The organism is Paenibacillus sp. FSL R7-0026 (assembly GCF_038004485.1).
GTDB lineage: Bacteria > Bacillota > Bacilli > Paenibacillales > Paenibacillaceae > Paenibacillus > Paenibacillus xylanexedens_A.
Genome location: NZ_JBBORG010000001.1, coordinates 986,226 through 1,002,862, shown reverse-complemented (window position 1 = coordinate 1,002,862; position 16,637 = coordinate 986,226). Strand labels below are relative to the sequence as shown.

The 16,637-nt window shown below is 48.9% G+C and carries 15 protein-coding genes and 1 riboswitch; of the genes, 7 read left to right on the top strand and 8 right to left on the bottom strand.

What is annotated here, in order from left to right:
* Window position 1: 1 nt before the first annotated feature.
* From MKY44_RS04540 to MKY44_RS04505, 8 genes are all read right to left on the bottom strand, one after another.
* Entirely contained in the window at window positions 2-673 is a 672-nt protein-coding gene (locus tag MKY44_RS04540) for a methionine ABC transporter permease (protein WP_340015765.1), read from the bottom strand.
* On the bottom strand, window positions 670-1,479 hold the full coding sequence (locus MKY44_RS04535; protein ID WP_053061448.1) for a methionine ABC transporter ATP-binding protein: 810 nt from the start codon (window positions 1,477-1,479) through the stop codon (window positions 670-672). The genes MKY44_RS04540 and MKY44_RS04535 overlap by 4 nt, the downstream gene beginning before the upstream one ends.
* 131 nt (window positions 1,480-1,610) lie before the next feature.
* Complete coding sequence (locus MKY44_RS04530) at window positions 1,611-3,914, bottom strand: outer membrane protein assembly factor BamB family protein (protein ID WP_341006173.1); 2,304 nt, start codon at window positions 3,912-3,914, stop codon at window positions 1,611-1,613.
* A gap of 101 nt (window positions 3,915-4,015) precedes the next feature.
* A complete protein-coding gene (locus tag MKY44_RS04525) occupies window positions 4,016-4,810 on the bottom strand; it encodes an energy-coupling factor transporter transmembrane component T family protein (RefSeq protein ID WP_341006172.1) in 795 nt (264 codons plus the stop codon).
* A complete protein-coding gene (locus MKY44_RS04520; RefSeq protein ID WP_341006171.1) occupies window positions 4,785-6,356 on the bottom strand; it encodes an ABC transporter ATP-binding protein in 1,572 nt (523 codons plus the stop codon). Before MKY44_RS04520 ends, MKY44_RS04525 begins: the two co-directional genes overlap by 26 nt.
* The gene (locus MKY44_RS04515) at window positions 6,357-6,950 is read right to left on the bottom strand and encodes an ECF transporter S component (protein ID WP_036672660.1); all 594 of its coding nucleotides are present in this window, start codon (window positions 6,948-6,950) and stop codon (window positions 6,357-6,359) included.
* Window positions 6,951-7,685: 735 nt separating this feature from the next.
* Window positions 7,686-8,354: a pectate lyase gene (locus MKY44_RS04510; RefSeq protein WP_341006170.1), complete on the bottom strand. Its 669-nt coding sequence runs from the start codon at window positions 8,352-8,354 to the stop codon at window positions 7,686-7,688.
* A gap of 349 nt (window positions 8,355-8,703) precedes the next feature.
* A complete protein-coding gene (locus tag MKY44_RS04505; RefSeq protein ID WP_133386456.1) occupies window positions 8,704-9,579 on the bottom strand; it encodes a radical SAM/SPASM domain-containing protein in 876 nt (291 codons plus the stop codon).
* Window positions 9,580-9,761: 182 nt separating this feature from the next.
* Window positions 9,762-9,864, top strand: a riboswitch (TPP riboswitch).
* A gap of 159 nt (window positions 9,865-10,023) precedes the next feature.
* On the opposite strand from MKY44_RS04505, the gene MKY44_RS04500 reads away from it, so the two are divergent.
* The 7 genes from MKY44_RS04500 to MKY44_RS04470 all read left to right on the top strand — a co-directional run bounded on the left by MKY44_RS04500 (window position 10,024) and on the right by MKY44_RS04470 (window position 16,247).
* Window positions 10,024-10,788 (top strand): ABC transporter ATP-binding protein, encoded by a 765-nt coding sequence (locus MKY44_RS04500; protein ID WP_341006169.1) that lies wholly within the window; start codon window positions 10,024-10,026, stop codon window positions 10,786-10,788.
* Window positions 10,778-11,593, top strand: a complete 816-nt coding sequence (locus tag MKY44_RS04495; protein ID WP_341006168.1) for an ABC transporter permease — start codon at window positions 10,778-10,780, stop codon at window positions 11,591-11,593. The genes MKY44_RS04500 and MKY44_RS04495 overlap by 11 nt, the downstream gene beginning before the upstream one ends.
* Before the next feature lie 58 nt (window positions 11,594-11,651).
* A complete protein-coding gene (locus MKY44_RS04490; RefSeq protein ID WP_341006167.1) occupies window positions 11,652-12,725 on the top strand; it encodes an ABC transporter substrate-binding protein in 1,074 nt (357 codons plus the stop codon).
* 166 nt (window positions 12,726-12,891) lie between these two features.
* Entirely contained in the window at window positions 12,892-13,704 is an 813-nt protein-coding gene (gene thiM, locus MKY44_RS04485; RefSeq protein WP_341006166.1) for a hydroxyethylthiazole kinase, read from the top strand.
* Window positions 13,701-14,513, top strand: coding sequence for a bifunctional hydroxymethylpyrimidine kinase/phosphomethylpyrimidine kinase (thiD, locus tag MKY44_RS04480; protein ID WP_341006165.1), 813 nt, complete (start codon window positions 13,701-13,703; stop codon window positions 14,511-14,513). The genes thiM and thiD overlap by 4 nt, the downstream gene beginning before the upstream one ends.
* The gene (gene thiE, locus MKY44_RS04475; protein WP_341006164.1) at window positions 14,513-15,178 is read left to right on the top strand and encodes a thiamine phosphate synthase; all 666 of its coding nucleotides are present in this window, start codon (window positions 14,513-14,515) and stop codon (window positions 15,176-15,178) included. The genes thiD and thiE overlap by 1 nt, the downstream gene beginning before the upstream one ends.
* Window positions 15,179-15,503: 325 nt before the next feature.
* Window positions 15,504-16,247 (top strand): MerR family transcriptional regulator, encoded by a 744-nt coding sequence (locus MKY44_RS04470; protein ID WP_341006163.1) that lies wholly within the window; start codon window positions 15,504-15,506, stop codon window positions 16,245-16,247.
* Window positions 16,248-16,637: the final 390 nt, after the last annotated feature.

Genomic DNA, 16,637 nt, shown 5'->3' with positions numbered 1-16,637 from the left:
TTCAGGATCTGCGATCCAGCCAGTGGGACAGTCTGCTACCTGTGAATTGGATCATCTGTACCAGGATAATCATAATGATGATCGTAAATACCATAATCTCCGTTTCGAAGCGCTGATAACCGTAGCGAATGGCGAAATCGCCAACCCCGCCACCTCCTACAATGCCCATCACCGTCGAGTAGGAGATGAAGCTAATCGTAGCTGTCGTGATTCCCAGTACAAGGCCAGATCGTGCCTCCACGTAAAGGAATTTCACCACCAGCTGCATCGTCGATGCCCCCATGGAAGCAGCAGCTTCAACCACTCCCCTCGGTACATCGAGCAACGCTTGTTCCACCAGTCTCGCGTAAAGGGCAATTGCAATGACCGAGAGTGGCACGGTTGCCGCCAGTGTACCGATGGACGTTCCCACGACGATCCGTGTGAATGGAATCATGAATACAACCAGCAGTAAGAACGGAAACGAACGAATGATGTTGACGACACTACCGAGTACAAAGGACAGCGTTTGATTCTGATACCGTTGTCCTCTCCGGAATAAGTACAGCAGAGTACCCAGAGGTAACCCGATCAGAACAGCTGCCGCAATGGAGATACCCACCATGACAAAAGTCTCTCCAATCGCCTGCCATATCTCATGCTGATATTTCAGCACAGACTCAGGTAACCTCATGACTTGTCCTCCTGTTCTGCCTGACGGAACAAAGACGAACCTGTCATCCCGTATTCGTCACCCGCAAGCAAGGAGGTCAGCAGATCAGGCTGCGGAGCAGGGATACTACTCACTTCCGCTTTAGACAACGTACGAACGAGCCGCCCATCCTTCATGACGGATATCCTGTGGCATAGTCTGCGAGCCACTTCCATCTCATGCGTCACTACAACAATGGTCACGCCCAGCGTTTCATTGATATGACGCAGCACATCCAGGATACCGTTCGTGGTCTGTGGATCAAGCGAAGAGGTCGGTTCATCACAGAGCAGCACATCCGGACGACTGGCCAGCGCTCGTGCAATCGCCACACGTTGCTTCTGTCCTCCGCTAAGCTGAGCAGGATATTGACCCGCCTTGTCTTCCAGTCCAACAAACCGTAGCACCTCAAGTCCACGTTCAACTCGCTGCGCACGGGGCATACCCGCAAGCTCCAATGGCATGCAGACATTGCCACTCACCGTTCGGTTACTGACAAGATTGAAGTGTTGAAAGATCATGCCAATGGATCTTCGTGCCTGACGCAGACTCTGTTCATTCATCTGGGTCAGGTGCTGCCCATTCACAACAACCTCACCATCATCCGGCTTTTCCAATCCGTTAAGCATCCGCAGAAGTGTGGATTTGCCCGCACCACTCGATCCGATGATGCCATGTATTTCTCCTTGTCCCACTTCGAGGGACACCGAGCTTAATGCTTCGAATCCCTGATCTGCACGGGAACCGCGCTCGTTATAACGTTTGCTTACACCATATAATGAGATCATGGAGAGTCCTCCCGTGAATGATCATGCATGGTTCTTCAAGAACACATGAAGAAAGCCCGCACAGCCGATAACCGGAGCGCGAGCAAGCCTGTTCATTTATAATAAATCAACATCCCTTACGAGACAAGCTTTTAAGGTGAGATTGCCTCCTGCAGGCGGCCGGCTTCATATACACGAAAACGTCCGTTGGACGAACCCACGTACACTTCATTACCGATCCGGTTAATCATTCCATTCTTTGCATCCCGGTCCCGGTGCTCCGGGTTTCCCATCACAACGTCATGTACACGACCTAACAGTGCTCCATTCTTTTTGTTCATTACGAGCAAATTCTCGTCCATGGGCAACAGTAACTGATCATCAATGACCAGATAACTTCCCTGATTCGTCGGATGCCTTAGTGTTGCAATCGTATCTTTGGCATTCCAGCGCGTCTCCCCCGTTTTATAATCCACAGCCGCCGGGTAGCCATTCTTAATCACATACAACTGATCCTCTTCCACCAGTCCTCGTTCAATCTTGCCCTTGAGCGTCCAGCGTGTTTTGCCTGTCTTGGCATCATACAGGGTAGTTGTAAAATCTTCATATTCGCCGTAATGATCGCCGTTTTTGTTCTCACGGATCAACAACATGCCATCATTCAGCTCCTCAAATCTCTGTCCTACCCGAGCAGGGAATTGGGCAAGCTTTTTCCCCGTGTTCAGATCAAGCAGAAGCCACTGATTATCTAGTGATAGCCATCTTTCAGCTTTCGTGGTTGCAAAGGGATCAAGACGTTCAATTCCACCAGTATATGGATCATTCCAAAATTGTTCTATGGTGGATCGTTTGCCCTTTAAGCTCCATACGGTTCGGCCCGATTGCGGATCGGCTGCAACCAGCTTATTCTTTTCCCAATACAACACATAGGGGTCATCTGCACTCTTGTTCAATAATTCATAACCTGTGGCCAGTTTTCGCGTCCACAATGTTTTTCCGTTTGCACTGTCCAGAACCGTTAACCAACTGTTGCTTGAGCTCTCAACAACCGGGCTATCCACAACCACAACGTTCTTAGCAGCGGTGATGCCATTCAATCTGAATTTTTGCTTGGGGGCATACTCCCATACGACATCACCGTTTTTCAACTGGAGGTGGCGTATGCGATCTACATATTCTTTCTTCTTAGGGTCATAATCAGTGTAGATGGTAACCTGTTGGCGTCCCGCATCCACCTCTACCTGCTGTCTTCCATATCCCGCGTTAATCTCCCATAATTTCTTGCCGGAATGTCGGTCAAGTGCGTATGCTGAACTCTCATAATGAAACCCACTAAACCCACCGTCATCCCCTTTCATCAGGAGAACATCATCTGTAGCTGCTTGCAAAAAGGTATAGTTGATATCACCCTGATTGGTCCATACCGATTTCCAGGGTATTGTAGACGGCAGCGTTGTACCATAGATTTTTGTCGTAAACCCATATTCATCCGCCCGACTGATGTTCCAATCAGAAACGACAGCATTTCGATCCTTCTGTGGTAGGTTCCAGCGAGTTCTGATCAGCTTGCCATTCTTATTAAATGTCACCAAGACCTGGCCGTCTGCTCGCTCATATCGCCAGGTCTGTCCAATACTCATCGGGTAACCAGTGTCTTTAAGATTGCTGGAGTGTTCTTTCCAATCCGGCTCGCCTAACCACTCAGCCACTTGTTTGGAGGTGGTTGCCTTGTTCAGCTTAATATCTGCCAGATGGCGTATAACCGAAGTTGGCACCGATGCATCCTGTTGGAACCAACCATCCGCCACATTCATCCGCTGTTCTATAGCCTGTGCCTTGATCCAGAAGAGTCCTGGTCGATACGTGAAGGATTCTTTATCCCAGACTCGTGGGGCAATGGAGACCCCATACCAGCCTTTCCACTTTGCAACAATAACAGCCTTATCTGTTAGCGCTTTCTCACTAGACCAAGTTGTAGAACTATCTGGAGCCAGATATAGCTTGCTGCCTGATTGGAGTGTGAAGCTTTGGGGAGCTGTTTCCGTCATGCTTCTGCTCTCCTTCAGTGCATACCAACTTGGCAGCCAAAAGTTTCCATGATCGGTTGACTTAAGCTGTACCCACTCGCCTCGAACCGAGACCAACGTATACTTTTCGTTTTTTGTTGTATAGTATTCAATCCCCATCTGGTCAGCAGCCACACTGCCGTCCCTTCTGTTTTTGAACAAAGGTATGTCATTAATAAGCGTAACGGTGTCTCCTTGTTTGTAAGCTAACTTTGCAGTTAAGACTTGGGAACTTGCCCCCAATGCTTGTGGCGTTGTAGCCGAAGCTTGTCCTTCAAGGGCGACCATTTTAGAATCCAGCAGCATCCATCCCGTCAACAGCACAGCTGATAATCCAGTCATGGTAATCCATTTGTACCCCGTTTTCTGCCAGTCAGGACCCGTCTTCACTCTCGTTCATCCCCATCCATTTAGAAGTTATTTCCATATAGACGCTGCATACAGGAAAAAGTTACCGGTTACCTCAATATATTTCACTCTATCTCCCCGTATTACCTTACATCCACCATCGTAGCATGATAAGGAAAGGTAACCCCGATGTAATAAGCAGCTGTTAAGGTGAGCATATAATAAAATACAAACCACAGATCAGCTCGCGAATAGCCAATCTGAATGTAATACGTTCGGCTCGCGCCATCCGTGAATCCCTTCGCTTCCATCGCTACCGCCATTCGCTGTGCACGACGAATACTCTGTGCCAGTAACGGAATAGCATAACGCTTGAGTGTTCCATACACGTTCCAGCGAGAGCTGCGTTGCCTTGTTCCACGAATGCGAATCGCGTAACGGAGCGTCTGGAATTCATCCAGCAAAATGGGGATCATGCGCATCGCGGCCAGAAAGCTATAGGCGTATTTTGCGGGAAGCTTCCACTGCTGCATCAGAGAATAAAACAGTCTGACAGGCTTGGTCGTAAGACCAAAGAGTAACCCAGCCGCGGCCATAGTCAGCGAGCGAAAACCCAAGTGTAGACCGCGATAGAAACTCTCTTCGGTTATGTGGATCAATCCCCACTTATACCATGTGGTCTCGCCCTTACCAAACATCATCATACCTGTAGATGTGGAGATAAACACCAGAATGAATGGGGATGCGTACAGTATCAATCTGTACCACGGGTGACCTGTCCAGCACAGTAATAACATCATCGCCACCGCAACGTTGGCCATTACATTCAGATTGTGAATGAGGATAACGATGACAAACATCATCGTCAGAATGATCATCTTTAATCCCGGATTGACGTTATGAAGCCAGGTTTCACGGTGAGGAAACGACAGTTGCATCAGATAACCTCCCCTCATCTACCGTCCAGATTCGGGTGCAATATCTTTTTACAATTTCACGATCATGGGTAACCATAACAATAGCTGTTCCCTCTCTCCGCAATTGCTCCAGCTGTGCTAACATGGCAAACGTATTGCGGGCATCCTGTCCAAAAGTAGGTTCATCCAACAGCAGTATTCGCTGCTCTCTCACCAGTGCAGAGGCAACGCTCAAGCGTCGTTTCTGCCCCATCGATAATTGGTAGGGATGGCGCTCGGAGAGGTCTATTAGTCCAAAATGATTCAACATATGATCCGTCCTGACAAGTCTTTCTTCCGTTGTCAGCCTGCCCCCCAGCAATGAGAATTCCACTTCTTCCGCGACGGTGTTGGTCACAAATTGAAACTCCGGGTTCTGAAATACAAACGCAATTCGATCTGCAAGTTGCTCCGTTTTGCCAGAAGGCTGACCGTCCACCTCATAATGACCTGTTGTTTTTAGGATATTCATCAGAGATAACAACAATGAACTCTTGCCAGCTCCATTGGCTCCGACAATACCAATCCAATCCCCATGCCATACCTTGGCCTGTTCCACCTGAATGAAGGGTGTTTTCCCACGCCATCCGGTGAACTGCTGCAAGTCCAGTGCAGGCAGATAGGCGGGTGATACAGGCGATAAGGATGAGACGTGAGATATGGGGGATATACCCGGTGTATCGGATAAGCCAGACGATTGCTGTGCTTCCAAACTTGATATGCCGTGATCCACACACACTTGAAGCTCTCCAGAAGCACTTCCCTCTTCTTCCTTAGCTGCCTGCTCTCGCTCCTCCCACACACCCGGATACCAGATTCCATAAGCCTTCAGCTTGCCCCGTTCATCCGTAAATACCTGCTGTGCTGGCCCATCCGCCACAATCTTTCCTTCAGGTGATAACACTATGATGCGGTCGACCATATCCACAATCTTGTTTATTTTGTGTTCAACGATAATTAGCGTTTTGTCACTGGCGATCGTTTTGACGGTATCCCATACCTGGGAAGTCCCCTCATCATCCAGCAGTGCAGTGGGTTCATCCAGAAACAACACCTCCGGGTCCATGGCAAGCATCGAAGCAATTGCAAGACGCTGCTTCATCCCCTGAGACATCGATTGGATCAATGTCCGATTTTGTTCAAAGGATAACCCCACCTGATCCAGATAATATTCAATCAGCCCCGCCATCTCTTCACGCGGAATATTCCGATTTTCCAGCACAAATGCGATCTCCTCATCCGTATAGGACATACAGAACTGGGTATCCGGGTCTTGAAAGACCACTCCGGCCTTTGTCGGAACCTGGATATCATCACATTTCATCGGGATCTCAACCGAACATGGTATCAGACCGCTCAAAATTTGCAATAACGTCGATTTACCGGAGCCACTTGGGCCAAGCAACAGCACTTTCTCTCCTTGACGCACAGAAAGAGACAAGCCTTGAAATACCAAGGCTTTCTCTCCCGGGAACTTGCATCTTAGATTTGTCACACTTACCGCTTGCGAATTCCCTTCCCCGTTCATCTAATCCAGCGCCTCATAATCTTGTTTGGATACCGGTCTGAGCGAACGCGTTACACCGGTTAGTTCCAATGCTTTGGCAAGATAATAAGCAAACACTCCTGCAATCAAGATGCTTCCAATGAAGCGGAATCCGATAAATAACGTATAATTCCAGGCCGAGAGTGAATCAATATACCCGTACTGGTAATCCAGCAAAAGCGAAGCCGCTGCGGCTCCTATGGCTGCAAGACAGGTGACAAACAGATTGGTTTTGCGATACAAAAATGCTGCGAAGAATATCTCGGCTCCCAATCCTTGCAACAGACCGTATACAAGTGTGGACATGCCCCATTCACTACCCAGAAAAGCACTTACCGTCGAGGCCGCAACTTCGGCAAGAATAGCCACGCCTGGTTTACGAATGATAACAAAAGCAAACGTGCCCGCCATAAACCACATGCCGTAGATCATCTGCTCCGCATGAACACCAAATGGTTTCATCAAGTCATATGTAGGTCCCCATATCTTGTAAATCACCCCAAACACTACTGCGATCACGATGGTTACCAGAATATCCGTTAGTTTCAATCGCTTGTTGCCTGCTGTTGTTGCCATGTTCTCTACGTCCTTCCTTTGTTCCCTGTGGGGGTTGTAAAAGTATGTGTTCAAAAAGACTGGTTTTCAGTACCAAGAAGATGGGATGAAGCTAGAAATGGAGTAGCGGAGCGTAGGGAAAATTACGTGAGCAACCGCAATGTTTCCAAAGGAAACATACTTCGTAAGCCTCCCGCTTATTTCGGCTGAATTCCATATTCGATGCTGATGATGCCGTCAGGCATCCTTCGTAATCAAAAGCAGACTTTTTGAACAACCTCTAAAAATAAACGAAAAAGCCTCCCCGGTTCCGGGCAGGCCTTACGTACAGTGTACAATCCTCACAATGATGTAATGGATGGATGTCGAAAATACGGAATATCAGCCAGCACCCCTTCGTCATGGCAGATACACCACCACAGTTCAAAGAGGTCTGTTGTTCATCCACGTTCATTCCCACAATTCACCCTTACATATCGCAAATCCATGTTCTCTACGCTGGCATTACCCAGATCAGATGTACGGTCAGCGGCACAAGGCCACTCTCTCAGCCCAACTTCATTGAGCTCCCGGTTCACTTATTTCATTGCTTCTAATGTACATCAGATGGGTATTTGTGGCAATGGTCTCTACAAAAATCAAAAGTTGGCATAGGAAAAGGCATCCCCCTGGATGCCTTTTGGACATACTTCACGATGTGAAATAGCTACCTTATCCGTACACGCCTTCAATCCGTATTCCAAGATATCCCTGCTCTTAATATTGCGTGTTCCCAGACTGGCTCGTTTTTCCTGAAGCAAACCCCTTGAACAACGTTGGTACTTTGGAATAACGGGTATTCGTAATTTTCCCTTGTGATGTGCTGCTGTCTGTACGCAAAATCGAATCTTTCACATTGGAAATATTGGAGTTATCCAGCGTCATGTTAACTGCGAAGGATGTTCCACCATTTTGGCGAACCAGTTTGCCAATATCATCTGCACGGAAATTTTTGATGTTAATTGTTCCAGCCGCATTCATCTGGAACACTTTATCATAGGCCTTGTACGCTGCTCCGCCAGTAATGTTAACCGTTCCGGCCGACTTCAATGTCAGTGCATCCTCGCCCACGTCCTGCCAGACCACATTCGATATATTACAGTTGCCATAACAGTGAACACCATCAGCAGCTGGTGATCCAATGTTTACGTTTTTGAGCGTGGCCCCTGCCTCCAGACGGAAGACTGGCTTCTGATTTTCTGCTTGAGATCCGTCGCCCAGTGTGGAAGGATTGGCTACAAATGTTTTGCCTTGACCATCATAGGTCGTGCCCTTTGGTACCACAATGGTTGAATTTACAACGGTAGGTGCGGCCGCAGCCGGAACGGCACCAAATATAGAAGCAACCAAACCAGCCGACAGCAACAACGTCAATATTTTTTTCATAACTTTATTCCTCCCTTATTCTCTCGTTATTTGGTAGTGTACAAGCCTGAGCTTGTCCTGGAAGTTCGTCAGAGGTGCACCTCTGTCCGATCCACAACCTAATCCTACCAAATAAGGAAGGTAACTAGAATAATCATTAGATCAGATATATCATGACATCCTGCAATCCCTGTCATATCGGCATTTTTTGCATGCCAGGTCTCTCAAGCAATATGCTGAAATCAACCTCTGGTATGCTCATTTGTAACGTATGTACCCCTAACTTTAATCACCGATAACAAAGAAAGACCACTACATTTGTCTCCAAATGTGTGATCTTGAATGGCTTCCGGCTTGCTGATATAAGATATCAGGCTCCGAATCTCTGACGATAACCGCACTTTCGACACAACTCTTCTACAGCTTCCCGCCTGGAGAAGCCATATACCAGATTGTTCGCTCGCTCACCCTCAATAATCTCCGAGAATGACTTCTCGTGCACATTACCCAGGTTAATTACACCCTCGCCATCAAGACAGCATGGAACCACCGTTCCATCCACAAGTACAGCTGCCTGACCGCGAAGTGCGTGGCAAAAACCTTTGCCGTCATCTTCAGGTGCATCCAGACTTGGCCACTGGAACTCATGGTCCTGATTCAGGTATACATTCGGGGCAATTTTTACCCCGCTGCCTGGAACCACTTTTTCCTCAATGCGGAAGTCCAGATTGAACTCACGTTCCAGTACTTCAAGGGTCTCCCGATTTCGATTCATCTGAGCATTTGTGAAGTTATCCTGCGTCAGATTCCACAGCCGGAATGAGATGATGACATTGTGCTTAACGGCCTCGTGTACAAAGGACAAAATATGACGCAGGTAACCGTCACGGTCTGTTGAACCTTCATGCCCATCGAAGCTGTGCAGGGAGAAATTCATCTGCCGCAGCGCTGGTTTGCCAAGCAATTTATGCTGAGTCTTGGGTAACAGTGTACCATTCGTTGTAATGTTCACCTTGAGTCCCTTCTCATGTGCGGAATCGAGCAACAGATCTATTTTGGGATGCAACAAGGGTTCGCCTTTGACATGTAGATAAATATGATTGGTGTGTGGTTTAACTTGTTCCAGTATATTGTTGAAGACTTCAGGGTCAATGAATCCTTTGGCACGTTGCGTCTGCGGACAGAAGCTGCAAGCCAGATTGCAGATACTCGTGATCTCAATATATACTTTTTTGAACGTTTTCAACTCGGGTCCCCATTCTGCCTAGGAGGGAGAACAATCCCACCTGCATTTTGTGATCCGGCCTGTACGGGCCATCCCTATTATATCGGGTTCATGAGCCGAGGTAAATTGTTCAGTTATCATGCTGCCTCTTTACAGTTCATGTTCAAGTGATATATGCTGAACAGACAACTGCATATCTTGAACTTTTGCACTAGGGGAGCCTTGCGGCTGAGACGAATATGACTATTCGGACCCTTTGAACCTGATCTGGATCATACCAGCGGAGGGAAGTGGAGCGGCCTTTTAGTAAGCGGAATTTTTTCATGTATGTGAAGATTAAATTGCGGATTTAACTTACAGACCCACTCATTTCTCCGGAAATGGGTGGGTCTTTTTTGTTCCTTTTGCAGAGTATAGGATGCCGTTGTTATTCCAGCAGTCTGGCATTAAGGGGGTGAGGATCAGATGACCAACCATGTAACCATTGAGAACATAAGCTTCGCTTTTTCCGAAAAAAAGGATTCACCCGTACTCGCCAATGTGTCGCTTCAGGTTCAACAAGGAGAATTTGTCTCGCTTATCGGGTCCAGCGGATCAGGTAAAAGCACACTCTTCAAGCTGCTCGCAGGCTTGCATGAGCCAACCGTCGGCACCATCGATATTGCTGATGTACCGCACGGACAACGGCTCGGACGAGTCGCCTATATGCCGCAGAAAGATCTGCTGTTATCCTGGCGTACCGTCATGGAGAACTGCATGCTGCCTGCCGAGCTTGCACCAGGTCGACAGGACAAGGACAAACTACGAGCCGATATCATCGCAGGATTGGCAAGGTTCGGCTTGTCCCGTTATGAGCAGGCCTATCCAGATGAGTTATCCGGCGGCATGCGGCAGCGGGTGGCATTGCTGCGTACCTTGCTTACAGGCGGGCAGCTCATGTTGCTGGATGAACCCTTCGGTGCACTCGACGCCTTAACCAAACGAGAAATGCATCGCTGGTTGCTGGAGCTGTGGGAGGGCTTTGGCCAAACCGTGCTGTTCATTACACATGACATCGAAGAAGCCCTGCTGTTAAGTGACCGTATCATTCTGTTAACTCCAGGGGGACAAGGTCAGCAGTTGCGGGAGATGACGGTTCCTTTACCACGCCCAAGGCATTCGGACATGATCTACGAACCGGCTCTCGTGCAGATGAGGAAACAACTGGAGGAACAACTGCATGCAAAATGATAGAGCTGAGGTTAGCGTCTGGACGTGGTGTTTTAAGTGGCTCTCGAGGTCGTTTTCCCAATATGGTTTGTTTATTATGCTCATGCTCTTATTACTGGCGATCTGGGAAGTGATTGTGCGTATGGGATGGGTGCCCTCCTTCATCATTCCTGCACCCACAGCCATCGTAAGCTCACTGGTTGAGCATCGTCGTCTGCTGTTGACTATCCATCTGCCTGCTACCTTTATGGAGGTTGTTGTTGGTTTTGTCTTATCCATAGTGACTGGAATTACGCTAGCAACAGGCATGCATATGAACCGATCGATTGAAAAGGCCATATATCCCTTCATTGTGATCAGTCAGACCATCCCGCTGATTGCCTTGTCCCCGGTATTCATCCTGTGGTTTGGCTATACGTTGTGGAGCAAAGTCGCGGTGGTGTTCTTAATCGCATTCTTCCCCATTGTGGTCAGTACCTACGATGGACTCCGCCAAGGCGATTCAGAGCAGCGTGAACTGCTGCTTACCATGGGCGCCAGCAAGTGGGATATTTTTTGCAAACTCCAGGTTCCACTGGCACTTCCCTCTTTTTTCTCAGGGTTAAAGATGTCTGTGGTGTACTGCGTGGTTGGGGCAACGATTGGCGAATGGCTCGGTGGCAGCAAAGGTCTCGGATACTTCAGCCGTCGCATGTCCAGCAACATGAACACGGATGCGATGTTTGCAGCTATTGTGCTTTTATCCCTGCTGGGGATCGTTTTGTTTGTACTGATTGCCTGGCTGGAGAAACGGTTTTGCTTACGACGTCATGGAGAGAAAAAATAGCTGGATAAAAAAAGAGCAATTAGATGTAAACAAAACGATGAAATGAGGAACTTCATTTATGAATAACAAAGGTATATACTCCCTGCTTCCCATCATACTCATTAGCCTTTTGCTGATCGTTAGCGGATGCAGCACCACGAATACCAGCAAAAACACGCCAACAACAGATTCTGCAACTAATGCACAGCAAACAGATCCGTCTGCAACCGAACCAGCATCAGACACCAAAGATAAACTGTCCATCATGCTCGACTGGTACCCGAATGCAGTACATTCCTTCATCTACGTTGCTCAAGAAAAAGGATACTTTGCAGTTCAAGGTCTAGATGTCGAAATTCAGATGCCAGCGGATACCAATGATTCACTCAAACTTGTTGCTGCCGGGAAAATTGATCTGGCTCTAAGCTACCAGCCCCAAATCTTGCTCGCGCGTGGCGAGAACATTCCTGTACGTTCCATTGCTGCTGTTGTTCGGCATCCACTTGTGCATCTGTTGACCGAAGCAAATGGCAACGTGAGCTCACCCAAAGATCTTGAAGGAAAAACTGTCGGTTATTCTTCGATTCCGCTGTATGAAGCGATGGTACGTACGATGATTAGCCACGATGGTGGAAACCCAGATAACATGAATCTGGTTGACGTTGGGTTCGATCTGATTCCTTCGCTGGCTTCCGGACAGGCGGATGCAATTATGGGTGGTTTTATTAACCATGAGCAATTGATTTTGGAGAAAGAAGGACATGCCATGAAATCGATTAACCCCGTCGATTATGGTGTGCCTGATTATTATGAATTGGTCCTGACTGCGAGTGAAGCTGGCATTGAAGCAAAAAAAGACCAACTTACCCGGTTCTTCAAAGCGATCCAGGAAGGACAGAAATATGTGACTGAGCATCCAGAAGAAGCCTTGAGTATTCTGCTCGCTCATGAGAATGAAACATCACCGCTTGACCCGGAGATCGAAACCAAAAGTCTGGCAATTCTGCTGCCACTCATGAATGAAGAAGGCCAACCGTTTGGTCGGCAGGAGATGGAATCGTGGGAGAATGTACGTGCATGGCTCGTTGAAAAGGATTTGATTCCTGAATCGGTGAAAGCCGAGGATGCTTTTATTAATCTGCAAGGAGAGTAAATGATTTAGATTTTACGTTGCTGCTTTTCCCGCATTAATGCATCTGGCTGTTGTTAGACTTTGCGCCCCAACTCAACAAGGAGACTCATATCCTATTATTCTGCTGAGTGACCCTTCATACCGATCTTCTACCGATGGGGTCACTTCAAAACAAGGAGGAAATTATATGTCTTATTTGGAACGTGTTCGTACGCAAAATCCGCTCGTCCATAACATTACCAACCTTGTCGTTGCTCCCTTTACAGCCAATGGCCTGCTCGCACTTGGTGCGTCCCCCTTTATGGCTTACGCGCATGAAGAGGTCGCTGATGTCGCCAAGATGTCAGGTGCCGTGGTACTCAACATTGGTACTCTCGATGACAAAGTCGTTCAGGCGATCCGTCTGGCAGGCCAATCGGCTAATGCGCATCACGTGCCTGTGGTGCTTGATCCCGTCGGCGCAGGCGCAACCACTTATCGCACGGAAACCGTGCAGATGCTCGTTCGTGAGCTTCGCCTCACGGTGCTGCGCGGCAATGTGGCGGAAGTCGCCAATGTCATCGGTGAAAGCTGGAGTATCAAAGGTGTAGACGCAGGATCAGGTGAAGGTGACCGGATCGGAATTGCTGAGCGGGCAGCACAACAACTTGGCTGTGTCGTGGTCATCACGGGAAAAGAAGATATCGTTACTGATGGACAATCAACATTCCTCACAAGTAATGGTCATGCCCTGCTCACTCAGGTCACGGGTGCTGGCTGTCTGCTCAGTTCGGTGATTGGTTCTTTTACAGCCATAGCGGAATCAGAAGCCGATCTTCTAAGCAGTGTTGTTGAAGCGCTCGCTTTCTATGGTGTAGCAGCTGAACTGGCGGCAGAGCGGACAGCTCATCAGGGGCCGGGCAGCTTCCAGATTGAATTGTTGAATCAACTGGCACAAGCAACACCAGACCTCTTGGCAGAACGCGCACAGATCCGTCAGGTCCGTGGAGGTGCAGTATGAGCATTGTACAAGCGCTAACCATTGCAGGCTCTGATAACGGGGGCGGTGCAGGAATTCAGGCCGATCTGAAAACGTTCCAGGAGCTTGGCGTATACGGCATGACCGTTATCACGGCTATTGCTGCCCAAAATACAACAGGTGTGCAGGGCGTTTTTCCCATCCCTTACGATGGCATTGCCCAGCAATTGGACTCGACGGGTGAAGACTTTCAACCGACCGCAACAAAGACCGGCATGTTATATAGTGCCGAGATTATTCGTCTAGTGGCCGAGAAATGGCAGCAATACCATTGGTCTAATCTGGTCATCGACCCCGTAATGGTCGCCAAAGGCGGTGCGCCCCTGCTCCAGCAGGAAGCGGTACAGGCGCTGGTTACGGAGCTGTTGCCCCATGCCCTGATCACAACACCTAATATTCCGGAAGCGGAACTACTTACCGAGATGTCCATCACCAATCTGAGTCAGCGGGAAGAAGCCGCAAAACGGATTGTACAGATGGGCTCGACGTATGCTTTGGTCAAAGGTGGTCATGATGAAGGAAGTGACATGATCGTGGATGTGCTCTACGATGGGCTGTCTTTTCATTACCTAGAGAATGTTCGTGTGGTAACACGTCATACACACGGAACGGGATGCACATACTCTGCTGCCATCACCGCAGAGTTAGCCAAGGGTTCACCTGTTCTGGTTGCCGTTACGACCGCGCGAGCATTCATTCAGGCAGCCATTGAAGATGAACTGGGGATTGGGGCCGGACATGGGCCAACGAATCATTTTGCGTATCAGCGCAGACAGCGAGATGAGCAGTGATGCGCCCTTGGGATGCAGAAGCGGTACAACGCGCGATGCAGGTATATTTGGTGATGGGCAGCATCAATACAACGCAAGACCCGGTGGAAGTGCTGCGCCAGGCCATTGCTGGCGGCATTACGCTGTTCCAGTTCCGTGAAAAGGGAACTGGCGCCCTGGTTGGCGAAGCTCGCATCACGCTTGCGATGCGGCTTCGCGAGGTGTGCAGCCAGCACGGGGTCCCGTTCATCGTGAACGATGATGTGGAGCTGGCTGTAGCGGTGGAGGCCGACGGCGTGCATGTCGGCCAGGAAGATGCGGACGCGGCGCTGGTACGCGCCCGCATTGGAGATGGGCGGATGCTTGGCGTATCCGCCCACTCCGTGGATGAGGCGCGCCGTGCGGTGCAGGCGGGCGCCGACTATCTTGGCGTCGGACCCATGTACCCGACGCGCTCCAAAGCGGATGCCCACGCTGTGCTGGGCCCCGCAGGGGTGACGGAACTGCGCGCCGCAGGCATCGCAGTTCCGATTGTGGGTATCGGCGGCATTACGCCCGATACCACGGCCGCCGTGATGGCGGCGGGAGCCGACGGCGTAGCCGTCATCTCCGCCATCGCGGGCGCGGCCGATGTGCGCGCAGCGGCTGCGCAGTTCGCTGCGGCAGTGCATGGGATGCAGGCGTAGCCCTGCTCTCCCTGCACTGCCAGCCCGTGGGCTGCACTGAATACACGGTGCAGCCCATAACCGCTCGCTCTCCTCTCCATAACAGAGGAGCCTCCCCCCTGCGGCGCGGCAGTCTATGTCTTCGACTTAGAAGCGCAGCCGCTCCCCTACAGTGACTGAATGATAACAATAATTTCATCACATCTATTCACACCTATTCACATCCAGTCACCAATCCATGATCAAGATGTAGCCTCTGTGCTCGCATCTTGTTTTTTTCATTTTCAACGGTTGACTCTCACGTAACGTGACACTGTACAATCGGTGTTGTAAGGAGGTTTCACACATGGCCATGAAGGTAAAAGAAGTTGCCGAACTTGCCTCGATCAGTGTGCGCACACTGCATCACTATGATGAGATCGGACTATTAACCCCGGACGAAGTGACTTCTGCCGGGTATCGATTATATTCAAATGCCAACCTGGAACGGTTGCAGCAGATATTATTTTTCAAGGAACTCGACTTCTCATTGAAGGAGATCAAAAACATTATAACCAACCCCTCCTTCAATCCGGAAGAAGCACTAAACATGCATCGACTTATTCTATTGGAGAAGCGCCAACGCTTGGACCAGATGATTGCTACTATTGATAGAACGGTTTTACACGTGAGAGGAGAAATTAAAATGACAGCCAAAGAACAATTCGAAGGATTTGATTTTAGCCAAAATCCGTATGAACAAGAAGCGCGGGAACGTTGGGGAGACCATGCCGTCGATCACGCAAATCAGAAGCTGCACAGTAAATCAACCACGGAGCAAAAGGCTCTATCCGATCAAATGAACGAAATCTACAAACATCTGGCTTCACTTCGTCACACAGAACCAGCATCTGCCGAGGCACAGGCCGGTATTCAAAAATGGTACACCTGGCTGAATCAGATGGGAAGCTACTCACCTGAAGCCTTCAGAGGACTTGGTCAGATGTACGTGGACGATGAACGCTTCACGCGTAATATTGATCAGTTTGGCGATGGGTTGGCAGTATTTATGAGAGATGCTATGGCTGTATTTGCTGACCAAAACAAATAATATAACCCTGTATTCAACCACATACAGTATTATTCAACTCTCATTGCCGTCAGATGTGGATAGTAAAAATAGTCTGGAAATTTAACCTCTGTCCGTAGTGATAAAAGTAATCTCTCGTCATCAGCTTTATTCGCTGTAAATGACCATTCGGATAACTGAACCTACCTCCTGGGGTGAACATATCTTTCTTGTAATTAACCTTATGAAAATGCTGGATATTTACTAGGGTTATGTGGTAAGTAATTTAAATCGATCCGAATTGTTGCAAAAGTTATGAGCAATATCCCACCTCCTACCTGGTGGATACACAAAAGGGACGTACACCCTCAGGCGTATCGTCCCTATGTATGGAAGTATCTCAGCCGCAATGTGAACATGCCTAACTGCTGC

What these genes read in the sequence shown, in the direction of transcription:
- thiM (WP_341006166.1), top strand. Translation starts at nt 12,892, where the DNA reads ATGTCTTATTTGGAACGTGTTCGTACGCAAAATCCGCTCGTCCATAAC.
- MKY44_RS04495 (WP_341006168.1), top strand. Translation starts at nt 10,778, where the DNA reads ATGCAAAATGATAGAGCTGAGGTTAGCGTCTGGACGTGGTGTTTTAAG.
- MKY44_RS04520 (WP_341006171.1), bottom strand. Translation starts at nt 6,356, where the DNA reads ATGAACGGGGAAGGGAATTCGCAAGCGGTAAGTGTGACAAATCTAAGA.
- MKY44_RS04500 (WP_341006169.1), top strand. Translation starts at nt 10,024, where the DNA reads ATGACCAACCATGTAACCATTGAGAACATAAGCTTCGCTTTTTCCGAA.
- MKY44_RS04490 (WP_341006167.1), top strand. Translation starts at nt 11,652, where the DNA reads ATGAATAACAAAGGTATATACTCCCTGCTTCCCATCATACTCATTAGC.
- thiD (WP_341006165.1), top strand. Translation starts at nt 13,701, where the DNA reads ATGAGCATTGTACAAGCGCTAACCATTGCAGGCTCTGATAACGGGGGC.
- MKY44_RS04525 (WP_341006172.1), bottom strand. Translation starts at nt 4,810, where the DNA reads ATGCAACTGTCGTTTCCTCACCGTGAAACCTGGCTTCATAACGTCAAT.
- MKY44_RS04470 (WP_341006163.1), top strand. Translation starts at nt 15,504, where the DNA reads ATGGCCATGAAGGTAAAAGAAGTTGCCGAACTTGCCTCGATCAGTGTG.
- MKY44_RS04515 (WP_036672660.1), bottom strand. Translation starts at nt 6,950, where the DNA reads ATGGCAACAACAGCAGGCAACAAGCGATTGAAACTAACGGATATTCTG.
- MKY44_RS04540 (WP_340015765.1), bottom strand. Translation starts at nt 673, where the DNA reads ATGAGGTTACCTGAGTCTGTGCTGAAATATCAGCATGAGATATGGCAG.
- MKY44_RS04510 (WP_341006170.1), bottom strand. Translation starts at nt 8,354, where the DNA reads ATGAAAAAAATATTGACGTTGTTGCTGTCGGCTGGTTTGGTTGCTTCT.
- MKY44_RS04535 (WP_053061448.1), bottom strand. Translation starts at nt 1,479, where the DNA reads ATGATCTCATTATATGGTGTAAGCAAACGTTATAACGAGCGCGGTTCC.
- thiE (WP_341006164.1), top strand. Translation starts at nt 14,513, where the DNA reads ATGCGCCCTTGGGATGCAGAAGCGGTACAACGCGCGATGCAGGTATAT.